We start from the raw sequence: 24,109 nt of genomic DNA on the forward strand, positions 1-24,109 counted from the left end.
AAATAAGTCTCGTATGGCACTTATCTATATAAAAGTTTAATAAAATCAAAACATTTTTTTGAATGTTGACTTGTACCCTATTTACTACATAATCCATTGATTAGCCCCCACCATCACTTAATTTAAAGGATATGCGTCAATGCTAGCAGAAAATAAAATTGATGAGCTGTTACCTCATCAAATAACGGAAAAAGCCGATGATATTGCTTTTAGTAAAGCAACCAAGGCGTTTCTATCTGCATTTTATCTTGCCATTACTGCGGGGATGTTTATCAGTCTCGCTTTTGTTTTTTATATTACGGTGACGACCGGTCTGGATGGCGTTGCCTGGGGAATCAAAAAATTAATCGGTGGTCTGGCGTTCAGCATGGGGCTGTTGCTGGTGGTGGTGGTGGGGGGCGAGTTATTCACCAGCAGTACCTTGACTTTGATTGCTAAAGCAAGCCGGCGGATTACCACCGGGAGGATGTTAAAAAACTGGAGCGTCGTTTATTTCGGCAACTTTGTTGGCGCAACTTTCACTGTACTCCTTATTTTTATTGCCGGCTTATATATGTCCAATAACGGACAGTGGGGACTGAATGCCCTGCTTACTGCTCAGCATAAATTACATCATACTTTCACCCAGGCTATTGCCCTGGGGATGTTATGCAACATTATGGTATGTCTGGCAATTTGGATGGCTTTTGGGGCGCGTACCATTACCGATAAAATGTTTGCCGTGCTGCTGCCTGTGGCGATGTTTGTCGCCTCTGGTTTCGAGCACAGTATTGCCAATATGTTCATGATACCAACAGGTATTATTATTCAACATTTTGCGCCACTGGAGTTTTGGCAGGCAATTGGTCATACACCGACTGATTTTGCCGATTTAACCATTATCAGTTTTGTTATTAATAACTTAATACCGGTAACTATCGGTAATATTATCGGTGGCGGTGTTGTCGTTGGCCTGATGCACTGGATGATTTATCTTCGTCCCAGCAAAGTTAAATTACTTTAACAACAATTCAGAGCCTAGCTGTTCTGCTTGTATATACCCATGTTATTTTTAGATGCAAAGCATTTTGAAGTAACATGGGGATAATTGTTGTGCAGTTAAATAAAGATTATTTATAAATAACAGAGTTAGCGTGGTGTGATTGTGCTACACCATGCTGGCTCTGTTTGTTCTAACTACCCTTCATCGTTTAAATTTGCGGTGAACTGCTATCCGTTTTTGCAAGTCCATTGCTGCCAAGTTTGCAGCTGTCAATAAGATCCAGCTGATTATCTTTTGCGCTGGTGTCCACACCATAGAAACCAAGCAGGGTATGGAATAAATTATCATGGGATAACTCTGCGCTGCCGGCTTTATCAATCAGGCATTGTTTATTGAATCCTTTTGCATCAGCGTAATCATTTTCAAACCACATGAACCAGGGAACCTGTGTCTGTTGTTTGGGCGCAATCGCGTAGGGGGTGCCATGCAGATATAAGCCGTTTTCACCGAGCGATTCACCATGGTCAGAGATATACATCAAGGCAACATTATACTGATCTTTATATTGAGTTAACTTTTTAATCGTCAGAGCAATGACATAATCAGTATAAATCAGGGTGTTATCATAAACGTTTATAATCTCCTGATCCGTGCATTTTTCAATGTCACTACGATTGCAGGCGGGGGTAAATACAGCTTGACTTTCCGGGTAACGCTGCCAGTAAGTGGGCCCATGACTGCCGATAATGTGAAGTGTAATCAGAAGGTTACCTTGATTATTTTTGATCTTGTCATCTATTCCCTCGAGCAGCGCCTCATCATAACAAGTTGTGCCATTGCAGAAATCAGAATTACCCGACGGATTAATTTGTATTGTTGAAATATTTTTAGCTACGCCTTTGTCTCCTCCGTCATTCTCAATCCAGAGTAGGTTTACGCCTGCATGAGAAAGAATATCCAGAACATTATCCTGATTATCGGCACGGTTTTTATTGTAATCAGAGCGATTCATATTTGAAAACATGCATGGCAGTGATTGCGCGGTAGCTGTCCCGCAAGAGGAGACATTGATAAATGAGATAAGCTCCATGCCCTGAGTGTAGGGGGTGGTATTGCGGCTGTAGCCGTTGTAGGCAATATTTTGTGAACGTGCCGTTTCCCCGAGCACTAGAATCATTAAAGTCGGTTTGTCATTTTTTGCTCTCTTAAGGTTTGCATCTTCGCCAATTATTTTGTATTCCAATTTCTCGGTGAAATAACGTTTGTGCAGATACTTATATGAATTGTATGCATGTGCCGGATTAAGCATTTTGTTAAGATAGCTGTTGTTTCGTCCGATAGATGCATAATCTTTATAATAAAAGGCTGCTATTAGCAATATCCCGCCAAGGGCTGCACTGAGCAATAAAATTCTGTTAACGAGCTCTCTATAAATACTGTTTGCGTAAATTATTTTTGTTTTAAAAAGAAAAGCAGCAGGCAACACACCTAAAAAAATAAAGTATAAAATTGACTGCGCGTTTATGTAGGATAAAGCCTCACCTGAATTTGTCTCAAAAATATTTTCGACCATAGTGTAATCAAACATAATATTATATTTAAGGCTGGCATAAAAAGTTAATGCGGAAGTTAAAAGAAGCGGGATCTGGATTGCTTTAAATAGATAAGGCAGGGCAAATAATGAAAATATAATGATAAATGCGAACGTCAAAGTGGCAGTTGAAAGATAATAAAAGATACTCTGATGGCCAGATAATATATATATTTTTTCAGCGATCGGGTAATTTAAAACAACAGCGTAATACAGAGAAAGCAGGATGACCAACAACACCATGTTGATGGGAATATTGCCGTTTTTAATGGTTGTCAACGAAATTGATTTCAACATGCTCACCCGTATAGCTTGATAATTTCTTTTTGACATATTGTGGGAGTCCATATAAGACCCGAATATGTACTTAATATAGACCGTTATTGGCTGCTGAGCAGAATCAACGATTGCATCGCATTCCCCCAGGTTTTTTTACTGCAGAATAACCACCAGATTATGTGAACGCATCTTGCCTGCTAGATTATTCTCAGTTATTTCAGTCATTGCTTACAGACAGATAAATTGCCACTCTCTATAATGCATTCGTAAGAAAATAGGCTTGTTTAGAGGAATACATAATGATTACCACCAACCTCCCGCTCACCGATCTCCACCGCCACCTGGATGGCAATATCCGCATTGAAACCATTTTAGAATTAGGTCAAAAATTTGCTTTGCCGCTACCTGCTTACGATCTTGTTGGGTTACGTCCGCACGTACAGATTGTCGAAAGTGAGCCAAGTCTGCTGGCTTTTTTGTCTAAACTGGATTGGGGAGTGGCTGTGTTGGGCGATCTTGATGCCTGTCGCCGGGTTGCCTATGAAAATGTTCAGGATGCGATGGCTGCAAAAATTGATTATGCTGAGCTGCGTTTTTCTCCCTATTACATGGCAATGAAACACAATTTACCGATAGAGGGAGTGGTGGAAGCCGTTGTGGATGGGGTGCAGTCCGGTTGCCGCGATTTTGCAGTTAAGGCCAACCTGATCGGCATTATGAGCCGCACTTTCGGTCCGCAGAAGTGCCAACAGGAGCTTGAGGCTTTATTAACGCAAAAAGATAAATTAGTTGCCATTGACCTGGCAGGTGATGAGTTGGGGCAACCCGGAGAGCGTTTTATCAGCCATTTTAAAGCTGTTCGCGCTGCCGATCTGCAGGTCACAGTGCATGCCGGAGAGGCTGCTGGTGCGAATAGTATTTGGCAGGCTATTCATGAACTTGGCGCAACGCGTATCGGTCATGGTGTCAAAGCGGTGGAAGATCCTAAGCTGATGGATTATCTGCTTAAGCATCAGATAGGTATTGAATCCTGCCTGACTTCAAATATACAAACAAGCACCGTTTCTTCTCTGGCGACTCATCCTATCAAGACCTTTTTGGAGCATGGTGTACTGGCATGTTTAAACAGTGACGATCCTGCCGTTGAGGGGATTGAGTTACCCTACGAATACGAAGTGGCGGCAGTAAATGCCGGTTTAAACCAGACACAAATTCGTCAGGCGCAAATTAATGGGGTGGATCTGGCTTTTCTCTCTGATGCAGAAAAAATTGCATTACGAAACAGTGCATTAAATCGTTTATAAGGCAGGGAATGCTCCCTACAAATTAATTGTAATAAGGCAGGTGCTGATTACTGTATCCTGCCATGGTTTGCTATAGTATTGTAATACTTTCTTAGATAGGGATGTTAAGCAATGAATAAAACCTTTGAAATGACCATGATTGAATTAATTGCGTTGGGGGTATTGATATTTTTATTTTCTATTTGGTTTGCAAGAATATTTAATAGCGGAAAATTACGCCGACAACAGGCAAAAAATGCAGACTATATTGAAAAACTTAACACCGAACATGCTCAGCAACAACAAGCTTTAGAGAATGATTTAAAGTTTGAACGACAGTCCGCTCAGCTTGGCCATGCCCATCTGATTGAAAAACGTGTCGCGGTATTGGATCAGGGGTACAAATACCTGGTTGATTTTGATGGGGCGATTCATGCTGCTGTGCGTCCGGTGCCGGGTGCTGAAAATACAGCATCGCAGCAGGAAGCTTATGATTTAGCGGTGCTCAGGTTTACCTCGTTTGTCACTTTTTTTGAAAGAAATAAACTTTATTTTTCCAGAGGCGTCGCTAAAAAAGTGTCTAAATCCCACGCATCAATTGCTACCACATTAGACTTAATGAGAGCTTTGTTATACGCAAACCAAACCCTATCAAACGGTATTAATGAGGAGCTGCAAAGCCTGTTTAATAAAGCTGACAGCGAAATCAGACGTGCAAGGCTGGATATTGAGTCTGAATTACGTGTTATTTTACGCGTTGAGGAGACTAGCCAAAATATAGATGCGGATAATGATATCGCTGGATTATCGGTGTTCCGCTGAAAAAAATCACCTTTCTGATGTGCAGAGATCAGGTGGTATTTTCTGCTGCACTATGGTTTTTTTCAATCTTCCGGGGAGGCATGCCTGTCCGGCTGTTATTTCTAAAATTGCTCTTTTTTGATGCAGGTGGAGTGCCACCTAAAGGGCGTAATTTATTTGCATTACACTTAACTTGGGAAAGTTGCAGGATGCACCAAATAAATGATCACTGAGCATCGATAATTAATGCGCAGATAAACAGTACATTAGTTCCTTAGATGTAATGCTTGTACCCTTATCTGGTTACGACATTTTCCGCTCCATTAGCAACCGGGAGAAGTTTTGTATCTTCAACCCGGATGTTATTTATAGCGTTTACATCGCTTTTTTTCCCCTGTTACGTTAACAGGAAATTGGCTCTTTTTTATAGCGGTTTATTCGTAGTCGAAATCCTCGCTCAAGAAGTCATGGGATTTTTTATGTCCCTTAACATACTCACTGCTGTGGCGCATCTGTCCTTTGTCACGACCACGATGATTCTGGTGACTTTTACGCGCATGGATCAGGTCATCCTGATCTTGCCACTCATTATCAAATTCATTAGATTTCTGAGAACGATTGCTGCTTCTCATTGTAAACACTCCAAACAAACCTACTAGTAAAATTTATCACTGTGCGATAAAGATAGATCAATCTAAACAAGGCATGGCAATGATGCCTGCTCTTGACTTAGGAATCATCGCAGTTTTTTCCGTTTTTAGTAAAGAAAAAAACGCTGTTTTTTAGGCTTTTTTATTCTAAGAAACCGTTTTTTAAAAAGTTTAAAGTTGTTTAGCTCTGCATATCTGCTACTCGTCACATTTATTCATGTCAGTTGTTGGTCATCGGCATGTCGCCATAAGCGTCGAACACCCGTTAATGCGTGTTTCAGGTTAAGATTATTGACTCTATTCGCGGAGTAAGCTGCGCTGGCCAAAAGACAGGCTATCGGTTTGTCGTTTCGACTTTCCGCAAGACCATTTACTTGGCATATTTTGTGAGATGAGCAGTGAATAAATCGCCTGTCTAACGGTATACTATTGAAAATCAGATAAAATTAAAAAGGAAGACGCTTGTGTTTCAGGTATATCATTCAAATCAACTGGCGCTGTTAAAAGACCTGTTGGTTGCTTTATTGCAGGGTGAAAAATTTGATGACCCTTTTAAAAGTGAAACAATTCTGGTGCAGAGCCCGGGCATGGCACAGTGGCTGCAGTTAGAGATCGCGCAGGCAACAGGTATCAGTGCAAATATTGATTTTCCCCTGCCGGCAAGTTTTATCTGGCAGCAATTCAAACATCTGTTAAAAGAGGTACCCGAGAAAAGTCCTTTCAATAAAATGTCGATGACCTGGCAAATTATGCAGCTCCTGCCCGAATGTTTAGATGATCCTGATTTTGCTGCTTTATTGCATTACCTTGAAGATGATCTGCACCTCCGCAAGCGATTTCAATTAAGTCAAAAAATTGCCGATATTTTTGACCAATATTTAGTTTACCGTCCGGAATGGATTGAAGCCTGGGAAAATGCCTCAGAGTTGCAGCTTAATCAGTGGGGCAGTGCAGGCAATAGATCCACACCAGAATGGCTGGAAGATCAGCGCTGGCAGGCAAAACTTTGGAAAAAATTGACTTTAAGCATCGCAGAAACATATAAAGCACGGGGAAAAGCTTATCACCGAGCCGGTCTGTATAAAGATTTTTTAGGGGTATTACAAACGCAACAAAAGCTGGAACATCTTCCTGAACGTATTTTTGTCTTCGGTATTTCAGCATTACCGGAATCTTATTTACAGGCGTTACTGGGGCTGGCAGAACATTGTGACGTGCACTTTTTGTTAACCAATCCCTGCCGTTATTATTGGGCTGATATTGTTGACCCTAAATTATTAGCCAGACGTTTTGCCCAAAGCCGCCAGAAACTGACGGTCAGTGAGGGACATTTGAAACAGTTGCCCGATAGCAGCTGGCAAAAAGATGATGCTCATCTGCAGTGGGCAAAAAGTGAAGATCCCGATAGTGAGGTGGGAAATCCGCTGTTAGCTTCTATGGGAAAAATGGGGCGTGATTTTCTCTTTCAGCTGTATGCACTGGAGCAGCAGGAAATCGACGCTTTTGTCGATATAACCCGGGATAGTTTACTGCATCATATTCAAGCGGATATTTTAGAACTGCAGGACAGTAGTCAAGCATTAACGCTGGATGCCGGTAAACGCATTTGCCTGTCCGGTGATGACCGTTCGCTCAGCCTGCATTTATGTCACAGTGTGATGCGCGAAGTGGAAGTCCTGCATGATAATTTATTAGCGATGTTTGCCGGGGATAATAACCTGACACCTAAAGATATTATTGTGATGGTGCCTAATATTGATCAATATGCCCCCTATGTGCAGGCTGTTTTTGCCAGTGTAGAGCAGCAGCGTTATATCCCGTTCAGTATTTCTGATGTCAGTGCGCAGCAGGAAAATCCTATCCTGATCAGTTTCCTGCAGCTGCTTAATTTAAACCAGAGCCGCTATACCCGCGAAGATATTCTGGCATTGCTGGAAGTACCGGCTATCTTACAGCGTTTCAAACTGGATCAGGATGAGTTTGTACTGCTGCAGAAATGGATCAACGAAAGTGGCATTCGCTGGGGACTGGATGAACAAAGTGCCCTGCAGTGGGATCTGCCAAGACTGTCACAGAACAGCTGGTTATTTGGTATCCGGCGTATGCTGCTTGGTTATGCCATGAGTGACGGTTTGTTTGAAGGTATTTCTCCCTACGATGAAGTGCAGGGGCTACAGGGAGATCTGTTAGGCCGGTTTATCGACTTTATTGATGCACTAATTCAACTGCAGGAAGGACTGCAGCAGTCATACAGTGCGCAGCAATGGCATGCTTTTGTCTACCAATTATTGGAAGACTTTTATCTTGAAGATGATGATAACACCACGGTATTAACCCTTATCCGCAATGAACTGGATAATTTATTGGAGCATACACAACAGGCTCACTTTGTTCAGCCAATATCATTGTTTGTCTTAATTGAACATTTGCAGCACCATTTATCAGGACAAACCAATAACCAGCGTTTTTTAGCCGGTCAGGTTAATTTCTGTACGCTTATGCCGATGCGCTCTATTCCCTTTAAAGTTGTCTGTTTATTAGGGATGAACGATGGTCAGTATCCGCGTAATATTGTTCCGATGGGGTTTGATTTGATGGTTGGGCACCGTAAAAGAGGTGACCGATCCCGCCGTGAAGAGGATCGTTATCTCTTTTTAGAGGCGCTGCTGTCAGCACAGGATAAATTTTATATCAGCTATATTGGCCGGGATATTAATGATAACAGTGCAAAAATGCCAAGCGTGCTGGTCTCGGAATTAGTTAATTATTGTCAGCAAAGTTTTGTCTTAAAAGAGAATCAACAGGATAAAAGCCGTGTTGCTGAAAAGGCATTAAATGCCTATCTGACCTTTCATTATCCTATGCAGAGCTTTAGTGAGAGTTATTATCAGGGTGAATTAAAAACCTACAATCCGGATTGGTGGTTGGCATTGTCGGAACAAAAAAATGCGCCTCAGGAGAGTGAAAGTGACCTGCTTGCACTGGACCAGCCCTTAACGGAAGTGCTTTTGGAGCAACTCAAACAATTTTTAAAACATCCCTGCAAGGCTTTTTTTAATCAGCGTTTAGATGTCTACTTTGAGTTGGATAATAGTGAGCAGGATAATGATGAGCCTTTCTCATTGGATAATCTGCAAAGGTATTATCTTAAAAGAGAGCAGTTTGATTACGCCTTGCAAGGTAAATCACTGGATGCATTGTTTACTCAAAGAAGGGCGGCGGGTGAATTACCTTTTGGCGAGTTTGCGGCATTGATTTTTAATAAAGATCTCGGCCAAATGGAAGACTTAGCGGATTTGACGGCCAGTTTTTTTGTTGGTGAGATGGAAACGATTCTGATAGATATCCAGTTTGCCGAAAAACGTTTAATCGGAGAATTAAGCGATCATTGTGAAAACGGCTTAGTGCGGGTGAAAACCGGAGGGATTAAAGGTAAAGATATTCTGGTGCTTTGGCTGGAGCATCTTTGTTACTGCATTGCTTCTGCTGAAAACCTTAATTCCAGTTTGTTTGGACAGGAGAGCGGTATCTATTTTGAAGAGGTTTCGGCTGATTACGCTTATAAAAAAATAAATGAACTGCTGGTTTTATATGAGCAGGGTTTACAGCGCCCCTTACCGTTTTTTATACAGAGTGCTTTTGCCTGGTGCAATCTGGTGCATATACTGCAGCCGGATTGTTTTGTTTTGGAAGATTTGCAGTTTGCCACGATTGCCGAAGCACAACAGGCGGCGTTAGCAAGTTTTTGCAGCGAGCGCGGTTATTCCGAGGGTTCGGATCCTTATATTAACCGCTGTTATGACAATCTGGAGGACCATTGGGATGAGTTTCAACCTCTGGCACTGAAAATATTTATGCCGATTTTAACCAATATAAGCTCAATCGAATATGAGAAATGGGATGGTGCTGAATAATGGATGAATTTAAAAAAATGACTAGCAGTACAACAGAGACAAAAGTGCAGTCACTCAATGCCTTAACTTTTCCTCTTTACGGGCAGCGTTTAATTGAAGCTTCAGCCGGAACCGGTAAAACCTATACCATTGCCAGCTTATTTATTCGCTTGTTACTGGGCCATGGTGAGAATGATGCGCATCAAAAACCGCTGACCGTGGAGCAAATTTTAGTGGTGACCTTTACCGAGGCGGCAACAGCGGAGCTGCGCACGCGTATCCGAGAACGTATTCAAAACGTGCGTTTGGATTTTATGCAGGGGAAGAGTGATGATCCTTTTAACCAAAGTTTGATGGAGAATACTCAGGATCACCAGATTGCGATTCGTTTGTTACGTTTTGCCGAGCTGCAGATGGACGAGGCGGCGATTTATACTATCCATGGTTTTTGCCAGCGCATGTTGATGCAGAACGCCTTTGAGTCGGGCAGCTTATTTCAGCAAAGTTTATTAGAAGATGATACGGAATTGTTACAGCTTGCCTGTAATGATTTCTGGCGTACTTTTTTCTATGATCTGTCTACTCCTCTGACCGAGCTGATTTTCAGTTATTGGGAAAGCCCGGAGCAGCTGAAGAGAAGCCTAAGTCCTCTGTTATCACGCAGTGATGTACATTTTTTGCCGGTGATAACTGATTTTGACTTTAAAGCTAAATATGAACATAGTTTATTGGCTATTGAACAGCTGAAAACGAACTGGATTAATGATCTGCCGGACTATGCCGATATTATTAGCTATTCCGATGTCTCTAAACGCAGTTACAGTAAGAAACATCTGCCCAACTGGTTGGAAGAGGTGTCGCAATGGGCGTTTCAATCCGGCTACAGTCTAAGTTTACCTAAAAATCTGGTTAAATTTTCGCAGCAGGCTTTAATTGAAAAAACCCCTAAAGGTACAGCGCCCAGCCACCCGGTCTTTGAGGAAATTGATCAGCTTTTAGCGCTGGATCTCTCCCTGGAAAATACTATCCTGCAGAAGGCTGCCATGTGGGTACGCGGACATCTGCAGGCAAATAAAAACAGGCAGATGCTGCTGGGGTTTGATGATCTGCTGACGCGTTTGGACAGTGCACTGCAGAACGCCAAAGACAACGCTTTAGCCGTGCAGATCAGAAATGCCTATCCGGTTGCTCTGATAGATGAGTTCCAGGATACCGATCCGGTCCAATACCGTATTTTTCAGGGCATTTATCAGGCGGCAGATGTGCCCGATTCAGCGTCCTCTGATATTGATAAAAGTCTCGGCTTATTTATGATTGGTGATCCCAAGCAGGCCATCTACAGCTTTCGCGGCGCGGATATTTTTACCTATATGAAAGCGCGTCAGAATGTAAGCGCCCATTACAGTTTAGATAATAACTACCGTTCTACTCCGGAGATGATCGATGCCTGTAATACCTTTTTTGAGTTCTGTCCTGCGCCTTTTATTTATAATGAAGATATTCCCTTTATTGCAGTTAATGCCCCGAAGATTAAACGCAAAAAATTAGTGGTGCTCAATAATGAGGATGCAGCACAAAGCGCATTGCAGTTTATTCATGCCGTTGGCGGCGAAAATATTCAGGGTTTTAAAGACGCAATAACTCATGCCTGTGTCAGTGAAATTAAAAAAATATTGTTATTAGCACAGCAGGATAAGGCTTATCTGGAAGATGAAAACGGCAAGAAAACAGCGATTCGGGCAAATCATATCGCTGTATTAGTGCGTACCGGAAAAGAAGCGCAGCTGATCCGCAAAGCTCTGTTTAATGAAAATATTAACAGTGTTTATTTATCACTCAAAGAAAGTGTTTATACAACCCCACTTGCACAGGATTTATTACGTATTCTGCAGGCTTGTTTACAGCCTGAAAATGAACGTTTATTACGCGCAGCTATTGCCTGTAAACTGTTCTGTCAGACACCTTACCAGGTGAATCTGGTTTTATCGGATACGCGCCTGTGGGAGGAGAAAATTGGACAATTTATTGAGTATCGTCAGCTGTGGCGCAACCTCGGTATTCTGCCAATGTTACATAAATTGTTCCATCAACAGGGAATAACAACACATTTACTCAACAATACCCAGGGTGAGCGGTTACTCACGGATCTATTGCATCTGGCTGAGTTGCTGCAGAAAAACAGTGTTGATCACGATGGTGAGTTTGCTCTGCTGCGTTGGTTTGGTGAGCAGGTAACACAAAGCAACAGTGAAGAAAGCGAGCAGAAACAACGCCTGGAAAGCGAAAGAGATCTGATTCAGGTAAGCACCCTGCATAAATCAAAAGGATTGGAATATGATATTGTATTTATGCCGTTCAGCGCATTATATCAAAAACCGCGCGCCTGTTTATATCATGATCCGGACAAAAACCATGAGCTTATTTTTGATCTGCAAAATAACCGCAGTCATTTTGTGCTCACTGAAAAAGAGCAATTAGCTGAAGATTTGCGCTTATTATATGTAGGGCTAACGCGCAGTGTCTATCGCTGTTATCTGGGGATTGCTAATTACAAAAAAGGCAGAGAGAAAAACAGTCCGCTTGCTAAAAGTGCCTTAGGCTATATCTGTTTACAGGGAAGCAAAGATCTCTTAGCCGGCGATACCGGGCTGTTAGACAAATATCTGCAAAAAATGGCCCGGAAGAGTAACAATATCACTGTCCGTCCGCGGCCTGCTGAGGATGATACAACTTATCGGGTAAAACGTGCAGAGCACAGCTTACATGCTCCCTTAGTCCTTGAAAAAGAGATTGAAAGAAACTGGTGGATCAGCAGTTATTCTTCACTGTCGCGTTTTCACAGCCCGGTTAGCACAATCGCAGTAGAGGCACAGGAAAATCACCTAAGTGAACAGGTAGAAGCTCCACCCGTAGCGGCGATAACCCTGCCTGAGAAAACCCCTTTTAGTTTTCCGCGGGGGGCGAAACACGGTACCTTTTTACATAGCTTATTTGAACAGATCGATTTTGAAAATGCACAGGGCGAAACATTAAATGAATTTTTAGTTGAGCAATTGACAGCAGATCATTATCAACAGCCGGAATTATGGGCACCGGTGTTGGCGAAGTGGATTGAGCAGATCCTGACTCAGAATTTAATTGCTGAACAGCCGATTAGGCTAGCGGAGCTAGCAGCGCAGCAGAAAAAAGTTGAAATGCAGTTTTTTATTCCGATGCAACCACTACAGGCAGCGGAGGTAAATAAACTGCTGCAAAAATACGATCCGTTATCAGCGCGGGCTGGGTTGTTGCAGTTCCGGACGGTACAGGGTTTTCTAAAGGGATTTATTGATTTAACTTTTGAAAAAAATGGTAAATATTATCTGCTCGATTATAAATCTAACCATCTTGGTGACAGTTTAGACGATTACAGACAAAGTAAAATGGAAGAGGCATTGATCGAACACCGCTATGATTTTCAATATCAGCTTTATACCCTGGCACTGCATCGTTTACTCAAATCCCGTTTAGCTGATTACGATTATGACACCCATATCGGTGGTGTTTTTTATCTTTTCCTGCGTGGTATGCAGGGAGATCAGGCTTCGGGTGTGTATTTTACTAAACCCAGTTTTAGCCTGATCGAGGCACTGGATAAGCTTTTTTCAGGGCAAAATAACCCGGCCAAATCAGCATTGGAGTCAATATGTTAATACAACTTAAGCAATGGAAAGAGGCTGGTCTGTTACGGGCAATTGATTATCATTTTGCAAGCTTTATGGCGGAGTTGGGCGCGGACAAGTTAACCCAGTTAAGCGCTGCATTTTGCAGTGAATATCTTGGTCTCGGCCATATCTGTTTACCTGTTGAAGAGATTGCCGGGCGTTTAAATGAAAAGTGTCTGCACAGTGAGATAAACCTGCAGGAATTTTGCCGACAGCATGATATTGAGTGTTTACTGCAGAATAGCCCTGAGACACATGCACTATTGAGTCAGTCACTCTGCGTGAATGACGATGCGCCGCTGTGTTTGCAGTTTAATGCCCTGTATCTGGCACGTTATGCTCATTTTGAACAGCTTATTGCAGATAAATTATTAGGTCAGCCAGCGGTGCATTTAGAGAAAAATATCAAAGCGGAATTAGATACTCTATTCGCGGTTAATTATGATTATTTATGGCAGGCCTGGTGTGCCGATAAAAATCAGTCTTTAACACTGTTATGTGAAAAATTTCTTGATTATCTCCCTGCGCAGAAAGTTGACTGGCAGGCGGTTAACGCGTTGTTTCTAACAGCCCAAAATGCGTCGGATTTACAGCACCTGGAGCGCTTAATTCCCGAGCATAAACGTTGTAACTGGCAAAAGGTCAGTGCCGCATTAGCGATTACCAGCGCACGCTGCGTTATCTCGGGTGGGCCGGGTACAGGTAAAACTACCACTGTTACCAAACTGCTGGCGCTGCTATTGAAATTTCAACCAGAATTAATCATCAGGATGGTGGCGCCCACGGGTAAGGCGGCTGCGCGATTAACTGAGTCGATTACCCATGCATTAACGGAATTAGAGGTTGAAGCAAGTGTCAGAGAAAAAATACCCAATGTAGCAAGCACTATTCACCGTCTGCTCGGGGTAAAAGCGAACAGTAACCACTTTCGCTTTAATCAGGATAATAAACTCAATCTGGATCTGCTGCTGGTGGATGAAGCTTCCATGGTGGATCTGCCGCTGATGGCAAAACTGATGATGGCGTTGCCGGATCACGCGCGGTTGATCTTATTAGGTGATAAAGACCAGCTTGCATCGGTCGAAGCCGGAGCCGTGTTAGGGGATATTTGCCATTTTATTGAGTCGGGATACAGCACAGAAAAAGCGCAACAACTGGCGGAATTAACAGGATTCAGTTCGTTATTACAAGCATCTGGCAGACTCCCAAGCATGGCTGATAATTTATGCTTATTACGAAAAAGTTACCGTTTTGATCAATACTCAGGTATTGGTTATTTAGCCAAGGCGATTAATAGCGGACGATCAGACAGCAGGCAATTACAGGCGTTATGCCATGATTATGAGGATCTGCAGTTTTATCCGAATAGCAGTTTAGGTCGAAAGGAGTTAACTGCGCTGGTGCTCGAAGGGTACCGTCCTTATCTGCAGAATTTAACCGTGATTAGCGAAAACAATCGTGATCTTGCCAGGCAGCTACTAAAACAGTTTAATCAGTTTAAAATTTTGTCTGCGCTGCGCAACGGGGAGTGGGGGGTAAACAGTTTAAACAGGTTGTGCGAGAGTGTGCTGCAAAAAGCGGGCTGGTTAACCTTGACACAGACTCATACTGAGCCGCAAAGTACTTATACGCAGTGGTATGTCGGGCGCCCGGTGATGATCACCCAAAACAATTATCATCTGGGCTTATTTAATGGCGATATCGGTTTGTGTTTAATGAATGAGTCAGGGCAGTTACGGGTGTATTTTCAGATGCCCGATGCGACTATTGCCGATTTCCAGCCAAGCCGTTTACCAGAACATGAAACTGTTTTTGCCATGACAGTGCATAAAAGCCAGGGTTCTGAATTTACCCATACTGTACTGGCATTACCTGAAAGTAATGTTGCGGTGGTGACCCGAGAGCTAATCTATACCGCGGTGACAAGGGCAAAAAAACAGCTGACCCTGTTCGCTGATTTAGGATTAATGGCCTCTGCGATACGTCATAAAACTAAGCGATCCAGCCGGTTAGTGGAACGTTTACAAACCCCTTCGCTCACACTTGAATAAAAAGTAAAAAAATAAAGGAATAAGATGACGCCTGCCATTGATCTGCTTAATAAACAAAAAATAAAATTTAAAATTCATCAATATCAGCATGATAAAAACTGTGTTTCCTATGGGCTGGAAGCCGCCCAAAAAATGGCCGTCAAAGCCGAGCAGATTTTTAAAACGCTGGTGGTAAATCTTGATAATAACTGTTTGGTGGTATCTATTTTACCGGTTACAGAAAAACTTAATATGAAGCAAGTGGCGAAGGTTTGCTCTGCTAAAAAGGCGCAAATGGCCGATAAAGAGGCGGTATTACGCTCAACGGGCTATGTGCTTGGCGGCGTCAGCCCCTTAGGGCAGAAAAAACGCTTAAGGACTTTGATTGATAACAGCGCATTGGATTTTCCAAGCATCTATGTCAGTGCCGGTAAAAGGGGATTGGATATTGAATTAAATGCCAATGATTTAATCTCTCTGTTAAACGCGCATCCTGTACAATTGTGTCAATAATAGCTCTTTTACATCGCCTATTATCACATTTTTAGCCGGGCGAAAATTGGTATTATTTTTACGTTAATTTAGTGAGGATTATGTTAGCATCACGTTTTTTTTTAGCACGATAGTGAGCTTAAAATGTTGGAACAGTTTTTTACCCTTTATTTAAAAATATTTTTTATGATGGTGCCCTTTTTTGTGATGTCGGTGTTTCTTAGTTTAAGTAAAAACCTCAGCAAGCCGGAAAAAAATAGCGTTATTTTTAAGTTATCGGTTGCTGTTGCCATTTCAAGTTTAATCTTTTTATTATTTGGTAAATATATTTTCAACCTGTTTGGAATTACTTTAGACGCCTTTAAAATTGGTGCCGGAACGGTGCTTTTTTTAAGTGCCTTAGATATGATCCGCGGCGGCAGGGAGATCCCTAACACCGAAATGAAAGATGATAGTGATTTTGCTATTGTGCCGCTCGCTATTCCCAGTACTGTCGGTCCGGGGATGATTGGTATATTGATGGTTATTGGTGCAGAAATGTCCGGTATGGTGGAGATAACCTTAGTGATTTTGTCACTCCTCGCCGCCGTTTTTTCATTGGCTGGTGTATTGTTAATTTCAAACAGACTGCAGGATTTTATCGGTAAGCAAGGCTTGAAAGTGCTACCGAAAATTACCGGGTTATTTGTTTCGGCAATTGGTGCGCAAATTATTTTTTCGGGTATTCAGGGATTCTTTCTATTGGGATAAATGAGTACTATACCATATAAAGCGCAGCAACTGCGCTTTATAGCCAAACTAGCAGATAATATTCCAGCACCTGCAAGTGGTTGGGAATATTAATCATGCTCTGACCAGACAGCGTATTCATTGCCATTAGGATCTTTAAAGTGGAAACGTACCCCTCCGGGAAAGGCAAAAATGTCCCTGTTAATGACTCCGCCGGCCTGTTCAATTTTTTGCTGCGTATGTTTGATGTTATTACTGTAAAGCACCGCCAGTACACTGCCGTTTTCGATGCTGCAGGATAAACTTGAAAGATAAAATCCCCCGGCTAAACCAGCGCCTGAAAAGGCACAATATTCCGCCCCGTAATCGTGAAATCTCCAATCAAAAACTGCGCTGAAAAAAGTTTTAGTTGCAGTGATATCTTTACTCGGAAATTCTAAGTAGTTAATTTTTTCATGTTCAGACATATCAACTCCCCGGTTTATAGCCAAGCTGCCTGAAGACGTTGGGATTTGCATTATCAGGCAGCTTGCTTATATATCATTCTAGACTTAATTGTCAGGTTACGAAAACCGTTATCTTTCCGTTAAACAGAAAAAGCAAAGAGAGCTGTACGATATTTAACCTGAGTCTTTTAATTGGCATGTGTTGAACTATCTGTAATATATCTATTTTTATGGCACGGGTAGCTGAGAATCTTATAACCTACGAGATAGCTACAGTTTTTCATCCCTGGTAAAACTCGACTAAAGTCTAAACAGTGTCTATAATGGCGCGTCTTAAATTTCATCATTGAAATTAAACTCAAGAATTTCCTGAGGTGTTATTTTAATATGTTGTTGTTTAAAAAAAGATAATGCCTTAGATGTTAAACTCGTAATTTCAAAGAGTTTAACTGGCAATTTAATTTATTAACGTAAAAAAGATAAAGGAAATAAAATGCAAGTTTCTGTTGAATCAACACAAGGTCTAGAGCGTAAACTTACAATTACTGTTGCTGCTGAAGCATTTGATAAAGAGTTTGATAGCCGCGTTCGTCAAGTAGCTAAAACACAACGTGTTGACGGTTTCCGCCCGGGTAAAGTACCTGCTTCTGTTATTACTAAACGTTTTGGCGCAAGTATTTTCCAGGAAGTTGCTGGTGAATTAATGCAGCGTAACTTTTTTGAAGCAGTTATGGCTGAGAAACTGAACCCGGCAGGCCGACCAGCACTTGCTCCTTTAGAGCGTGAAAAAGGTCAAGATTTTTCTTTCACTGCAACATTTGAGGTTTACCCGGAAGTAACGCTAAATGCATTAGAAGAATTATCAGTTGAGAAAGAATCTGCTGATGTGACTGAAGCTGATCTGGATAAAATGATCGACACATTGCGTAAACAACATGCTGACTGGAATGCTGTTGAGCGCGAAGCTGCAGACGCTGATCAAGTGACGCTTGATTTTGAAGGTTCTATCGACGGCGAAGTCTTTGAAGGCGGTAAAGCTGAAGGATTTCAAATTGTATTAGGCAGCGGCAGAATGATCCCTGGTTTTGAAGCGGGTATTGTTGGTCACGCAGCAGGTTCTGAATTCACAATCGATGTAAACTTCCCTGAAGAATACCATGCAGAACAGCTTAAAGGTAAAGCAGCACAGTTTGCAATTAAACTGACTAAAGTTGAAGAGCAAATCCTACCGGAAATCACACCTGAATTCGTACAAAAATTTGGTGTGGAAAACGGTGACTTTGAAACATTAAAAAATGATGTAAAACAAAACATGGTGCGTGAACTGACTCAAACACTTAAGCATAATGTGAAAGACAAAGTATTAAACGCATTAGTTGAAAACAATGAAATCGAAGTACCTAAAGCATTAGTTGACGGTGAAGTTGATGTGTTACGTAAGCAGGCTATGGAGCGTTACGGCCAGCAAATGGATCCTAAAAACCTACCTGAGTTACCAGCTGAATTGTTCAACGAACAAGCTGTTAAACGTGTTAAAGTAGGTCTGTTATTGGGTGAAGTTATCAAAGTTAACGAAATTAAAGTTGATCAGGATAAAGTAGCTGCACTAATTGAATCTGCTGCATCTGCCTATGAAAATCCGGCAGAAGTTGTTGCATACTACAAAAATAACAAAGAATTGATGCAAAATATGGAAAATGTTGCATTAGAAGAGCAAGCAGTTGATTTTATCATTGAAAAAGCTAAAGTAACGGAAGTGAACAAATCGTTCGATGAAGTTATGAACAAAGCAGTTGCTTAATAGGTTTCTATCTATTCAGCAATTGTTATACTCTTTATACTGCAGAGAAGTTAATCTTATTTTTGAAGCAGTTGGGTATTAGTTCTCAATGGCTCGGGTGATTTCACTCGGGCCATTTTACATTCAGTGCATTAACAATTTATTTAATTTATTAGGGTAGAAGTAGAACATGTCAAATCCATTTGCTGTAAATACAGATCCAATTAGTAACGCTCTTATTCCTATGGTTGTGGAACAAACAGCAAAAGGAGAGCGTTCTTATGATATCTATTCCCGCTTATTGAAAGAGCGTGTTATTTTTTTAACTGGCCCAGTTGAAGATCACATGGCGAATGTTATCGCTGCGCAGCTGTTATTCTTGGAGTCAGAAAGTCCGGAAAAAGACATTTTCATTTATATTAATTCACCGGGTGGCTCAATCAGTGCCGGTATGGCAATTTATGATACAATGCAGTTTATTAAGCCTGACGTAAGTACTGTTTGTATGGGGATGGCTGCCAGTATGGGGGCTTTCTTATTGGCAAGTGGTGCAGCGGGTAAACGTCATTGTTTACCGAATGCAAAAGTGATGATTCATCAGCCATTGGGCGGATTTCAGGGACAGGCTTCTGATTTTGAAATTCATGCAAAAGAGATTCTTGCGACTAAACATCGTATGAATGAATTATTAGCCTTCCATACTGGTAAAGATATTGAAGTGATTGCACAGGATACAGACCGAGATAATTTTATGCGTGCACAAGAAGCAGTAGATTACGGCATTGTTGATTCTGTGTTAACGCAAAGAAAATAAGTAGAGGAAAAAATATGCCAAATAAAAATGATAGCAACAGCCTACTTTATTGTTCTTTTTGTGGCAAGAGTCAGCACGAAGTAAAAAAACTGATTGCTGGTCCTTCTGTGTATATTTGTAATGAATGTGTTGACCTTTGCGATGATATTATTAAAGAAGAAATTGCAGAAATAACCAGTTCAACTGATTCAGAAAAGAGCAATAAAAAATTACCGACACCTCATGAAATTCGCGCTAATCTGGACGATTATGTTATTGGTCAGGATATGGCCAAAAAAGTCCTTTCAGTCGCGGTATATAATCACTATAAGCGTTTAAAACATGGTGATGTTTCCGATGGTGTTGAATTAAGCAAAAGTAATATTCTTCTGATCGGGCCAACGGGCAGCGGTAAAACATTATTAGCAGAAACAATGGCGCGTTTATTAGACGTACCATTTACTATGGCCGATGCCACTACATTAACTGAAGCGGGTTATGTGGGTGAAGATGTTGAAAACATCATCCAAAAACTGTTGCAGAAATGTGATTACGACCCGCAAAAAGCAGAGCGGGGTATTATTTACATTGATGAAATCGATAAGATCACCCGTAAATCAGAAAATCCGTCTATTACGCGCGATGTTTCAGGTGAAGGTGTACAGCAGGCTTTATTGAAACTGATTGAGGGCACGGTTGCTTCTATTCCCCCGCAAGGTGGGCGTAAACATCCTAATCAGGAGTTTATCCAGGTTGATACGTCGAAAATATTGTTTATCTGCGGTGGTGCTTTTTCCGGTTTGGACAGCATTATTGAACAGCGTATCCATACAGGCACGGGTATTGGCTTTGGTGCAACGGTAAGAGATAAAGACGCAAAAGCATCGCTAAGTGAAACTTTCCAGAAAGTGGAACCTCAGGATTTAGCTAAATATGGCCTTATTCCTGAGTTTATCGGTCGTTTACCTGTGGTTGCCACATTAACTGAGTTAGATGAAAAAGCTTTAGTGGAAATATTAACGGCACCTAAAAATGCAATTACTAAACAGTATGCTGCATTATTTGCGCTGGAAAATGTCGAGCTTGAGTTTAGAGAAAAAGCATTAATTGCGATGGCGAAAAAAGCGATGACCCGTAAAACCGGTGCGCGTGGACTGCGTTCAATTGTTGAGGCGGTCTTATTGGATACCATGTATGACTTACCGTCAGTTGAAAATGTCAGCAAAGTTGTGGTTGATGAAAATGTCATTAACGGCGATGCAAAACCGCTGATGATTTATTCGGAAGATGAAACCCAATTAGTTTCGTCTGATAAATAAGCAATTAATCCAATTATTATTAAAAAAGAGAGCGTTATGCTCTCTTTTTTCATTTCCTGCCTTGAAAAAAAAACTCTAAGCCCCAGTATATTTCATTACGCTTTCTAAATTTATTTGTTGTCGATATTAAAAGAAACAAATGAGTATTTTTCTGGGGATATTATGAAAACTGAATCAGAGCAAAAATTAACCCTGCCGGTATTACCCCTACGTGATGTAGTGGTATACCCGCATATGGTTATTCCACTTTTTGTTGGTAGAAAAAAATCTATCAACTGTTTAGAAGCTGCCATGGAGCAGGGAAAAAAAGTATTATTAGTAGCACAAACTGAAGCTTCATTAGATGAGCCGAAATTAGAGGATTTGTATACTGTCGGTACGGTGGCAAATATTCTGCAATTATTAAAATTACCCGATGGCACGGTTAAGGTACTGGTTGAAGGCGTACAACGTGCACAATTGGTTAACAATGTCGACAATAACGAGTATTTTTTTGCTGAGGTTGAGTTACTTGAAAGTGAAGCAATTGAAGAGGAAGAAGAAGAAGCCTTATTACGCAGTGTACTGGGCCAATTTGAGTCCTATATCAAACTAAATAAAAAAATTCCGCCGGAAGTGTTAGCGTCGGTTAACGGTATTGATGACGCTGAACGTTTAGCAGACACCATTGCCGCACATATGCCTTTAAACCTAGAAGATAAACAAGCCGCGCTAGAGTTAAACTCGGTGACTGAGCGTTTAGAATATCTGATGGCGATGATGGAAAATGAAGAAGATATTCTAAAAGTTGAAAAACGCATCCGTTCGCGCGTCAAAAAGCAGATGGAGCGCAGTCAACGAGAGTATTATCTTAACGAACAGATGAAAGCGATTCAGAAAGAGTTGGGCGAATCAGAAGACGGACCTAATGACCATGATCAGCTTGCGGAAAAAATTAAGCAGGCAGGCATGTCTGAAGAAGCTTTTGAAAAAGCAACGTCAGAGCTTAAAAAGTTAAAAATGATGTCGCCCATGTCATCAGAGGCCAGTGTTATCCGCACCTACATTGAAAGCCTAGTGAATGTGCCCTGGAAAAAACGTTCGCCGGTTAAAAAGAATCTTGCTAAAGCGCAGGAGGTTTTAGATGCGGATCATTATGGCTTGGAAAAAGTAAAAGAGCGTATTTTAGAGTATCTGGCAGTACAATCGCGGATTAATAAATTAAAAGGCCCTATTTTATGTTTAGTAGGTCCTCCAGGTGTTGGTAAAACCTCATTAGGCCAATCAATCGCCCGTTCCACCGGACGTAAATATATACGTATGGCACTAGGTGGTGTTCGTGATGAGGCTGAGATTCGCGGACATCGTCGTACCTATATCGGTTCATTGCCGGGGAAAATCATTCAAAAAATGAGTAAAGTAGGGGTGAAAAATCCACTTTTCCTATTGGATGAAATAGATAAGATGGCTTCGGATATGCGTGGTGATCCAGCTTCTGCTTTACTGGAAGTCTTAGATCCGGAACAAAACAATACCTTTAACGATCATTATTTAGAGGTTGATTATGATTTGTCTGATGTAATGTTTGTCGCGACGTCAAATTCCATGAACATTCCAGGGCCGTTACTGGACCGTATGGAAGTGATTCGTTTATCGGGTTATACCGAAGATGAAAAACTCAATATCGCGCAGCAGCATCTCACCAGCAAGCAAATCAAGCGTAACGGTTTGAAAGAAAGCGAAATCAGTATTGATGACAGCGCGATCATCGGTATTGTGCGTTATTATACCCGCGAAGCCGGGGTACGTTCATTAGAGCGGGAAATTTCAAAAATATGTCGTAAGGTAGTCAAACAAATTCTTTTAGACAAAAAAATCAAAAAAGTGGAAGTGACCCTGGAAAATTTAAAAGATTATCTGGGCGTGCGACGCTTTGATTTCGGCAAAGCCGATTCAGCCAATCAAGTCGGTCAGGTAACCGGGCTTGCATGGACTCAAGTGGGTGGAGAGCTATTAACCATTGAGGCAACTTCTATGCCCGGGAAAGGTAAATTGACCTATACCGGATCGCTGGGTGATGTTATGAAGGAATCTATCCAGGCTGCGATGACGGTCGTGCGTTCACGAGCGGAAGAGTGGCGGATCAATGCTGATTTTTATGAAAAACGTGATATTCATGTGCATGTGCCGGAGGGTGCTACGCCTAAAGATGGCCCGAGTGCAGGTGCCGCTATGTGTACAGGATTAATTTCCAGTCTGACCGGGATCCCGGTACGTGCGGATGTTGCTATGACCGGCGAAATTACACTGCGTGGTGAAGTGTTGCCTATCGGCGGTTTGAAAGAGAAGTTACTGGCGGCCCGCAGAGGAGGAATAAAAACGGTTATTATTCCTTTTGAAAACACTCGCGATCTGGAAGATATTCCTGATAATATTAAACAGGAACTGGAAATTAAACCGGTTCGTTGGATTGATGAAGTGCTGGAAATTGCATTACAAGATAGTCTGAAAGGGTTTTCGCCAGAAAAATAGACAAAATTGGTGATAAACCGCAGAAAATAGGGGCTTCGGTAGAGTTTTTTATAAATTTACTTGCACCGAATTAAATAGCAACGTAGCCTTACAAACATTGATTTAACCTAGGGCTTGTTTATCTTTCGAGATTGTTTTTGCGGCAGTTTGTAGGTTCTTTATACAAGACAGAGGCTGTGCGGTGTAGTTGTTTTACATTAGCAGCCGATAACGCAGTAGAAAGGAGTTACAAACGCTGCCTGAAGGGGCTGCTAAAAGCGTTTTACTCTTTGTTGCGAGATATTTACTTAGAATGACTAAGCTGCACACCTCGCACTGCGATTAAAATATTTTTATCTTGAACAAAAATTGACCACGAAAGATTAACAGGCTCTGGCGTTGATTGACTATTTAATGGCAGACATTACAAAATAAAGATGGAGATTTAAAATGAATAAAGGACAACTGATCGATAATATTGCAGAAAGTGCAGATATTTCTAAAGCAGCGGCTGGCCGTGCACTTGATGCTTTTATTGAAAGCGTTACAAAAGCATTAGTTGAAGGTGATAACGTTTCACTTATCGGTTTTGGTGCTTTTTCAGTTAAAGAGCGTGCTGCACGTACAGGTCGTAATCCGCAAACTAACGAGCCTATACAAATTGCAGCAGCGAAAGTACCTGCATTTAAAGCAGGTAAATCATTAAAAGATGCAATCAACGCTTAATTAGTTGTTTGCTAAAGACGATAGTCCGTCTGTTTAAGAAGCATATAACGACTATACATTAGGCGCATCAAATGATGCGCTTTTTTGTATGTCAGCAGATATTTGCACAGACGGAGTTATA

The 24,109-nt window shown here is 41.5% G+C and carries 16 protein-coding genes; 13 read left to right on the top strand and 3 right to left on the bottom strand.

The window, feature by feature from the left end:
- Positions 1 to 139: 139 nt before the first annotated feature.
- On the top strand, positions 140 to 1,003 hold the full coding sequence (focA, locus tag ABZA00_RS00540) for a formate transporter FocA (RefSeq protein ID WP_372880187.1): 864 nt from the start codon (positions 140 to 142) through the stop codon (positions 1,001 to 1,003).
- A 187-nt stretch (positions 1,004 to 1,190) separates the two neighbouring features.
- Here focA and ABZA00_RS00545 read toward each other — a convergent pair whose 3' ends face one another.
- Positions 1,191 to 2,870 (bottom strand): phosphoethanolamine transferase, encoded by a 1,680-nt coding sequence (locus tag ABZA00_RS00545; RefSeq protein WP_372880188.1) that lies wholly within the window; start codon positions 2,868 to 2,870, stop codon positions 1,191 to 1,193.
- A gap of 281 nt (positions 2,871 to 3,151) precedes the next feature.
- On the opposite strand from ABZA00_RS00545, the gene add reads away from it, so the two are divergent.
- Positions 3,152 to 4,156, top strand: a complete 1,005-nt coding sequence (gene add, locus ABZA00_RS00550; protein WP_372880189.1) for an adenosine deaminase — start codon at positions 3,152 to 3,154, stop codon at positions 4,154 to 4,156.
- A gap of 111 nt (positions 4,157 to 4,267) precedes the next feature.
- Positions 4,268 to 4,957 carry a hypothetical protein gene (locus ABZA00_RS00555; protein WP_372880190.1) on the top strand — a complete coding sequence of 230 codons (690 nt, stop codon included), beginning with the start codon at positions 4,268 to 4,270 and terminating at the stop codon, positions 4,955 to 4,957.
- A gap of 413 nt (positions 4,958 to 5,370) precedes the next feature.
- Here the strand turns inward: ABZA00_RS00555 and ABZA00_RS00560 are convergent, their stop codons facing one another.
- A complete protein-coding gene (locus tag ABZA00_RS00560; protein WP_372880191.1) occupies positions 5,371 to 5,568 on the bottom strand; it encodes a hypothetical protein in 198 nt (65 codons plus the stop codon).
- A gap of 482 nt (positions 5,569 to 6,050) precedes the next feature.
- Here ABZA00_RS00560 and recC point away from each other — a divergent pair, with 482 nt between their 5' ends.
- The 5 genes from recC to ABZA00_RS00585 all read left to right on the top strand — a co-directional run bounded on the left by recC (position 6,051) and on the right by ABZA00_RS00585 (position 16,455).
- The gene (gene recC, locus ABZA00_RS00565; RefSeq protein WP_372880192.1) at positions 6,051 to 9,500 is read left to right on the top strand and encodes an exodeoxyribonuclease V subunit gamma; all 3,450 of its coding nucleotides are present in this window, start codon (positions 6,051 to 6,053) and stop codon (positions 9,498 to 9,500) included.
- On the top strand, positions 9,500 to 13,171 hold the full coding sequence (recB, locus tag ABZA00_RS00570) for an exodeoxyribonuclease V subunit beta (protein ID WP_372880193.1): 3,672 nt from the start codon (positions 9,500 to 9,502) through the stop codon (positions 13,169 to 13,171). Before recC ends, recB begins: the two co-directional genes overlap by 1 nt.
- Positions 13,165 to 15,234, top strand: a complete 2,070-nt coding sequence (recD, locus tag ABZA00_RS00575; protein ID WP_372880194.1) for an exodeoxyribonuclease V subunit alpha — start codon at positions 13,165 to 13,167, stop codon at positions 15,232 to 15,234. The genes recB and recD overlap by 7 nt, the downstream gene beginning before the upstream one ends.
- Positions 15,235 to 15,258: 24 nt before the next feature.
- Positions 15,259 to 15,726 (top strand): Cys-tRNA(Pro) deacylase, encoded by a 468-nt coding sequence (gene ybaK, locus ABZA00_RS00580; protein ID WP_372880195.1) that lies wholly within the window; start codon positions 15,259 to 15,261, stop codon positions 15,724 to 15,726.
- Between the two features lie 123 nt (positions 15,727 to 15,849).
- A complete protein-coding gene (locus ABZA00_RS00585; protein WP_372880196.1) occupies positions 15,850 to 16,455 on the top strand; it encodes a MarC family protein in 606 nt (201 codons plus the stop codon).
- Positions 16,456 to 16,544: 89 nt separating this feature from the next.
- Here ABZA00_RS00585 and ABZA00_RS00590 read toward each other — a convergent pair whose 3' ends face one another.
- Positions 16,545 to 16,901 (bottom strand): VOC family protein, encoded by a 357-nt coding sequence (locus ABZA00_RS00590; RefSeq protein ID WP_372880197.1) that lies wholly within the window; start codon positions 16,899 to 16,901, stop codon positions 16,545 to 16,547.
- Between the two features lie 472 nt (positions 16,902 to 17,373).
- On the opposite strand from ABZA00_RS00590, the gene tig reads away from it, so the two are divergent.
- The 5 genes from tig (at position 17,374) to ABZA00_RS00615 (ending at position 23,988) form a co-directional block, all read left to right on the top strand.
- A complete protein-coding gene (gene tig / locus ABZA00_RS00595) occupies positions 17,374 to 18,681 on the top strand; it encodes a trigger factor (protein ID WP_372880198.1) in 1,308 nt (435 codons plus the stop codon).
- 169 nt (positions 18,682 to 18,850) lie between these two features.
- Positions 18,851 to 19,474 carry an ATP-dependent Clp endopeptidase proteolytic subunit ClpP gene (gene clpP / locus ABZA00_RS00600; protein WP_372880199.1) on the top strand — a complete coding sequence of 208 codons (624 nt, stop codon included), beginning with the start codon at positions 18,851 to 18,853 and terminating at the stop codon, positions 19,472 to 19,474.
- A gap of 14 nt (positions 19,475 to 19,488) precedes the next feature.
- Complete coding sequence (clpX, locus tag ABZA00_RS00605; RefSeq protein ID WP_372880200.1) at positions 19,489 to 20,772, top strand: ATP-dependent protease ATP-binding subunit ClpX; 1,284 nt, start codon at positions 19,489 to 19,491, stop codon at positions 20,770 to 20,772.
- Between the two features lie 162 nt (positions 20,773 to 20,934).
- Positions 20,935 to 23,283 (top strand): endopeptidase La, encoded by a 2,349-nt coding sequence (lon, locus tag ABZA00_RS00610; protein WP_372880201.1) that lies wholly within the window; start codon positions 20,935 to 20,937, stop codon positions 23,281 to 23,283.
- Positions 23,284 to 23,712: 429 nt separating this feature from the next.
- Positions 23,713 to 23,988 carry an HU family DNA-binding protein gene (locus ABZA00_RS00615; protein ID WP_372880202.1) on the top strand — a complete coding sequence of 92 codons (276 nt, stop codon included), beginning with the start codon at positions 23,713 to 23,715 and terminating at the stop codon, positions 23,986 to 23,988.
- Positions 23,989 to 24,109 lie beyond the last annotated feature (121 nt).

It is taken from the genome of Psychromonas sp., assembly GCF_041586535.1.
In the GTDB taxonomy this organism is placed as follows: domain Bacteria; phylum Pseudomonadota; class Gammaproteobacteria; order Enterobacterales; family Psychromonadaceae; genus Psychromonas.

What these genes read in the sequence shown, in the direction of transcription:
- ABZA00_RS00590 (WP_372880197.1), bottom strand. Translation starts at nt 16,901, where the DNA reads ATGTCTGAACATGAAAAAATTAACTACTTAGAATTTCCGAGTAAAGAT.
- ABZA00_RS00585 (WP_372880196.1), top strand. Translation starts at nt 15,850, where the DNA reads ATGTTGGAACAGTTTTTTACCCTTTATTTAAAAATATTTTTTATGATG.
- ABZA00_RS00545 (WP_372880188.1), bottom strand. Translation starts at nt 2,870, where the DNA reads ATGTTGAAATCAATTTCGTTGACAACCATTAAAAACGGCAATATTCCC.
- lon (WP_372880201.1), top strand. Translation starts at nt 20,935, where the DNA reads ATGAAAACTGAATCAGAGCAAAAATTAACCCTGCCGGTATTACCCCTA.
- ABZA00_RS00560 (WP_372880191.1), bottom strand. Translation starts at nt 5,568, where the DNA reads ATGAGAAGCAGCAATCGTTCTCAGAAATCTAATGAATTTGATAATGAG.
- clpP (WP_372880199.1), top strand. Translation starts at nt 18,851, where the DNA reads ATGTCAAATCCATTTGCTGTAAATACAGATCCAATTAGTAACGCTCTT.
- recD (WP_372880194.1), top strand. Translation starts at nt 13,165, where the DNA reads ATGTTAATACAACTTAAGCAATGGAAAGAGGCTGGTCTGTTACGGGCA.
- add (WP_372880189.1), top strand. Translation starts at nt 3,152, where the DNA reads ATGATTACCACCAACCTCCCGCTCACCGATCTCCACCGCCACCTGGAT.
- focA (WP_372880187.1), top strand. Translation starts at nt 140, where the DNA reads ATGCTAGCAGAAAATAAAATTGATGAGCTGTTACCTCATCAAATAACG.
- ybaK (WP_372880195.1), top strand. Translation starts at nt 15,259, where the DNA reads ATGACGCCTGCCATTGATCTGCTTAATAAACAAAAAATAAAATTTAAA.
- ABZA00_RS00555 (WP_372880190.1), top strand. Translation starts at nt 4,268, where the DNA reads ATGAATAAAACCTTTGAAATGACCATGATTGAATTAATTGCGTTGGGG.
- recB (WP_372880193.1), top strand. Translation starts at nt 9,500, where the DNA reads ATGGATGAATTTAAAAAAATGACTAGCAGTACAACAGAGACAAAAGTG.
- tig (WP_372880198.1), top strand. Translation starts at nt 17,374, where the DNA reads ATGCAAGTTTCTGTTGAATCAACACAAGGTCTAGAGCGTAAACTTACA.
- clpX (WP_372880200.1), top strand. Translation starts at nt 19,489, where the DNA reads ATGCCAAATAAAAATGATAGCAACAGCCTACTTTATTGTTCTTTTTGT.
- ABZA00_RS00615 (WP_372880202.1), top strand. Translation starts at nt 23,713, where the DNA reads ATGAATAAAGGACAACTGATCGATAATATTGCAGAAAGTGCAGATATT.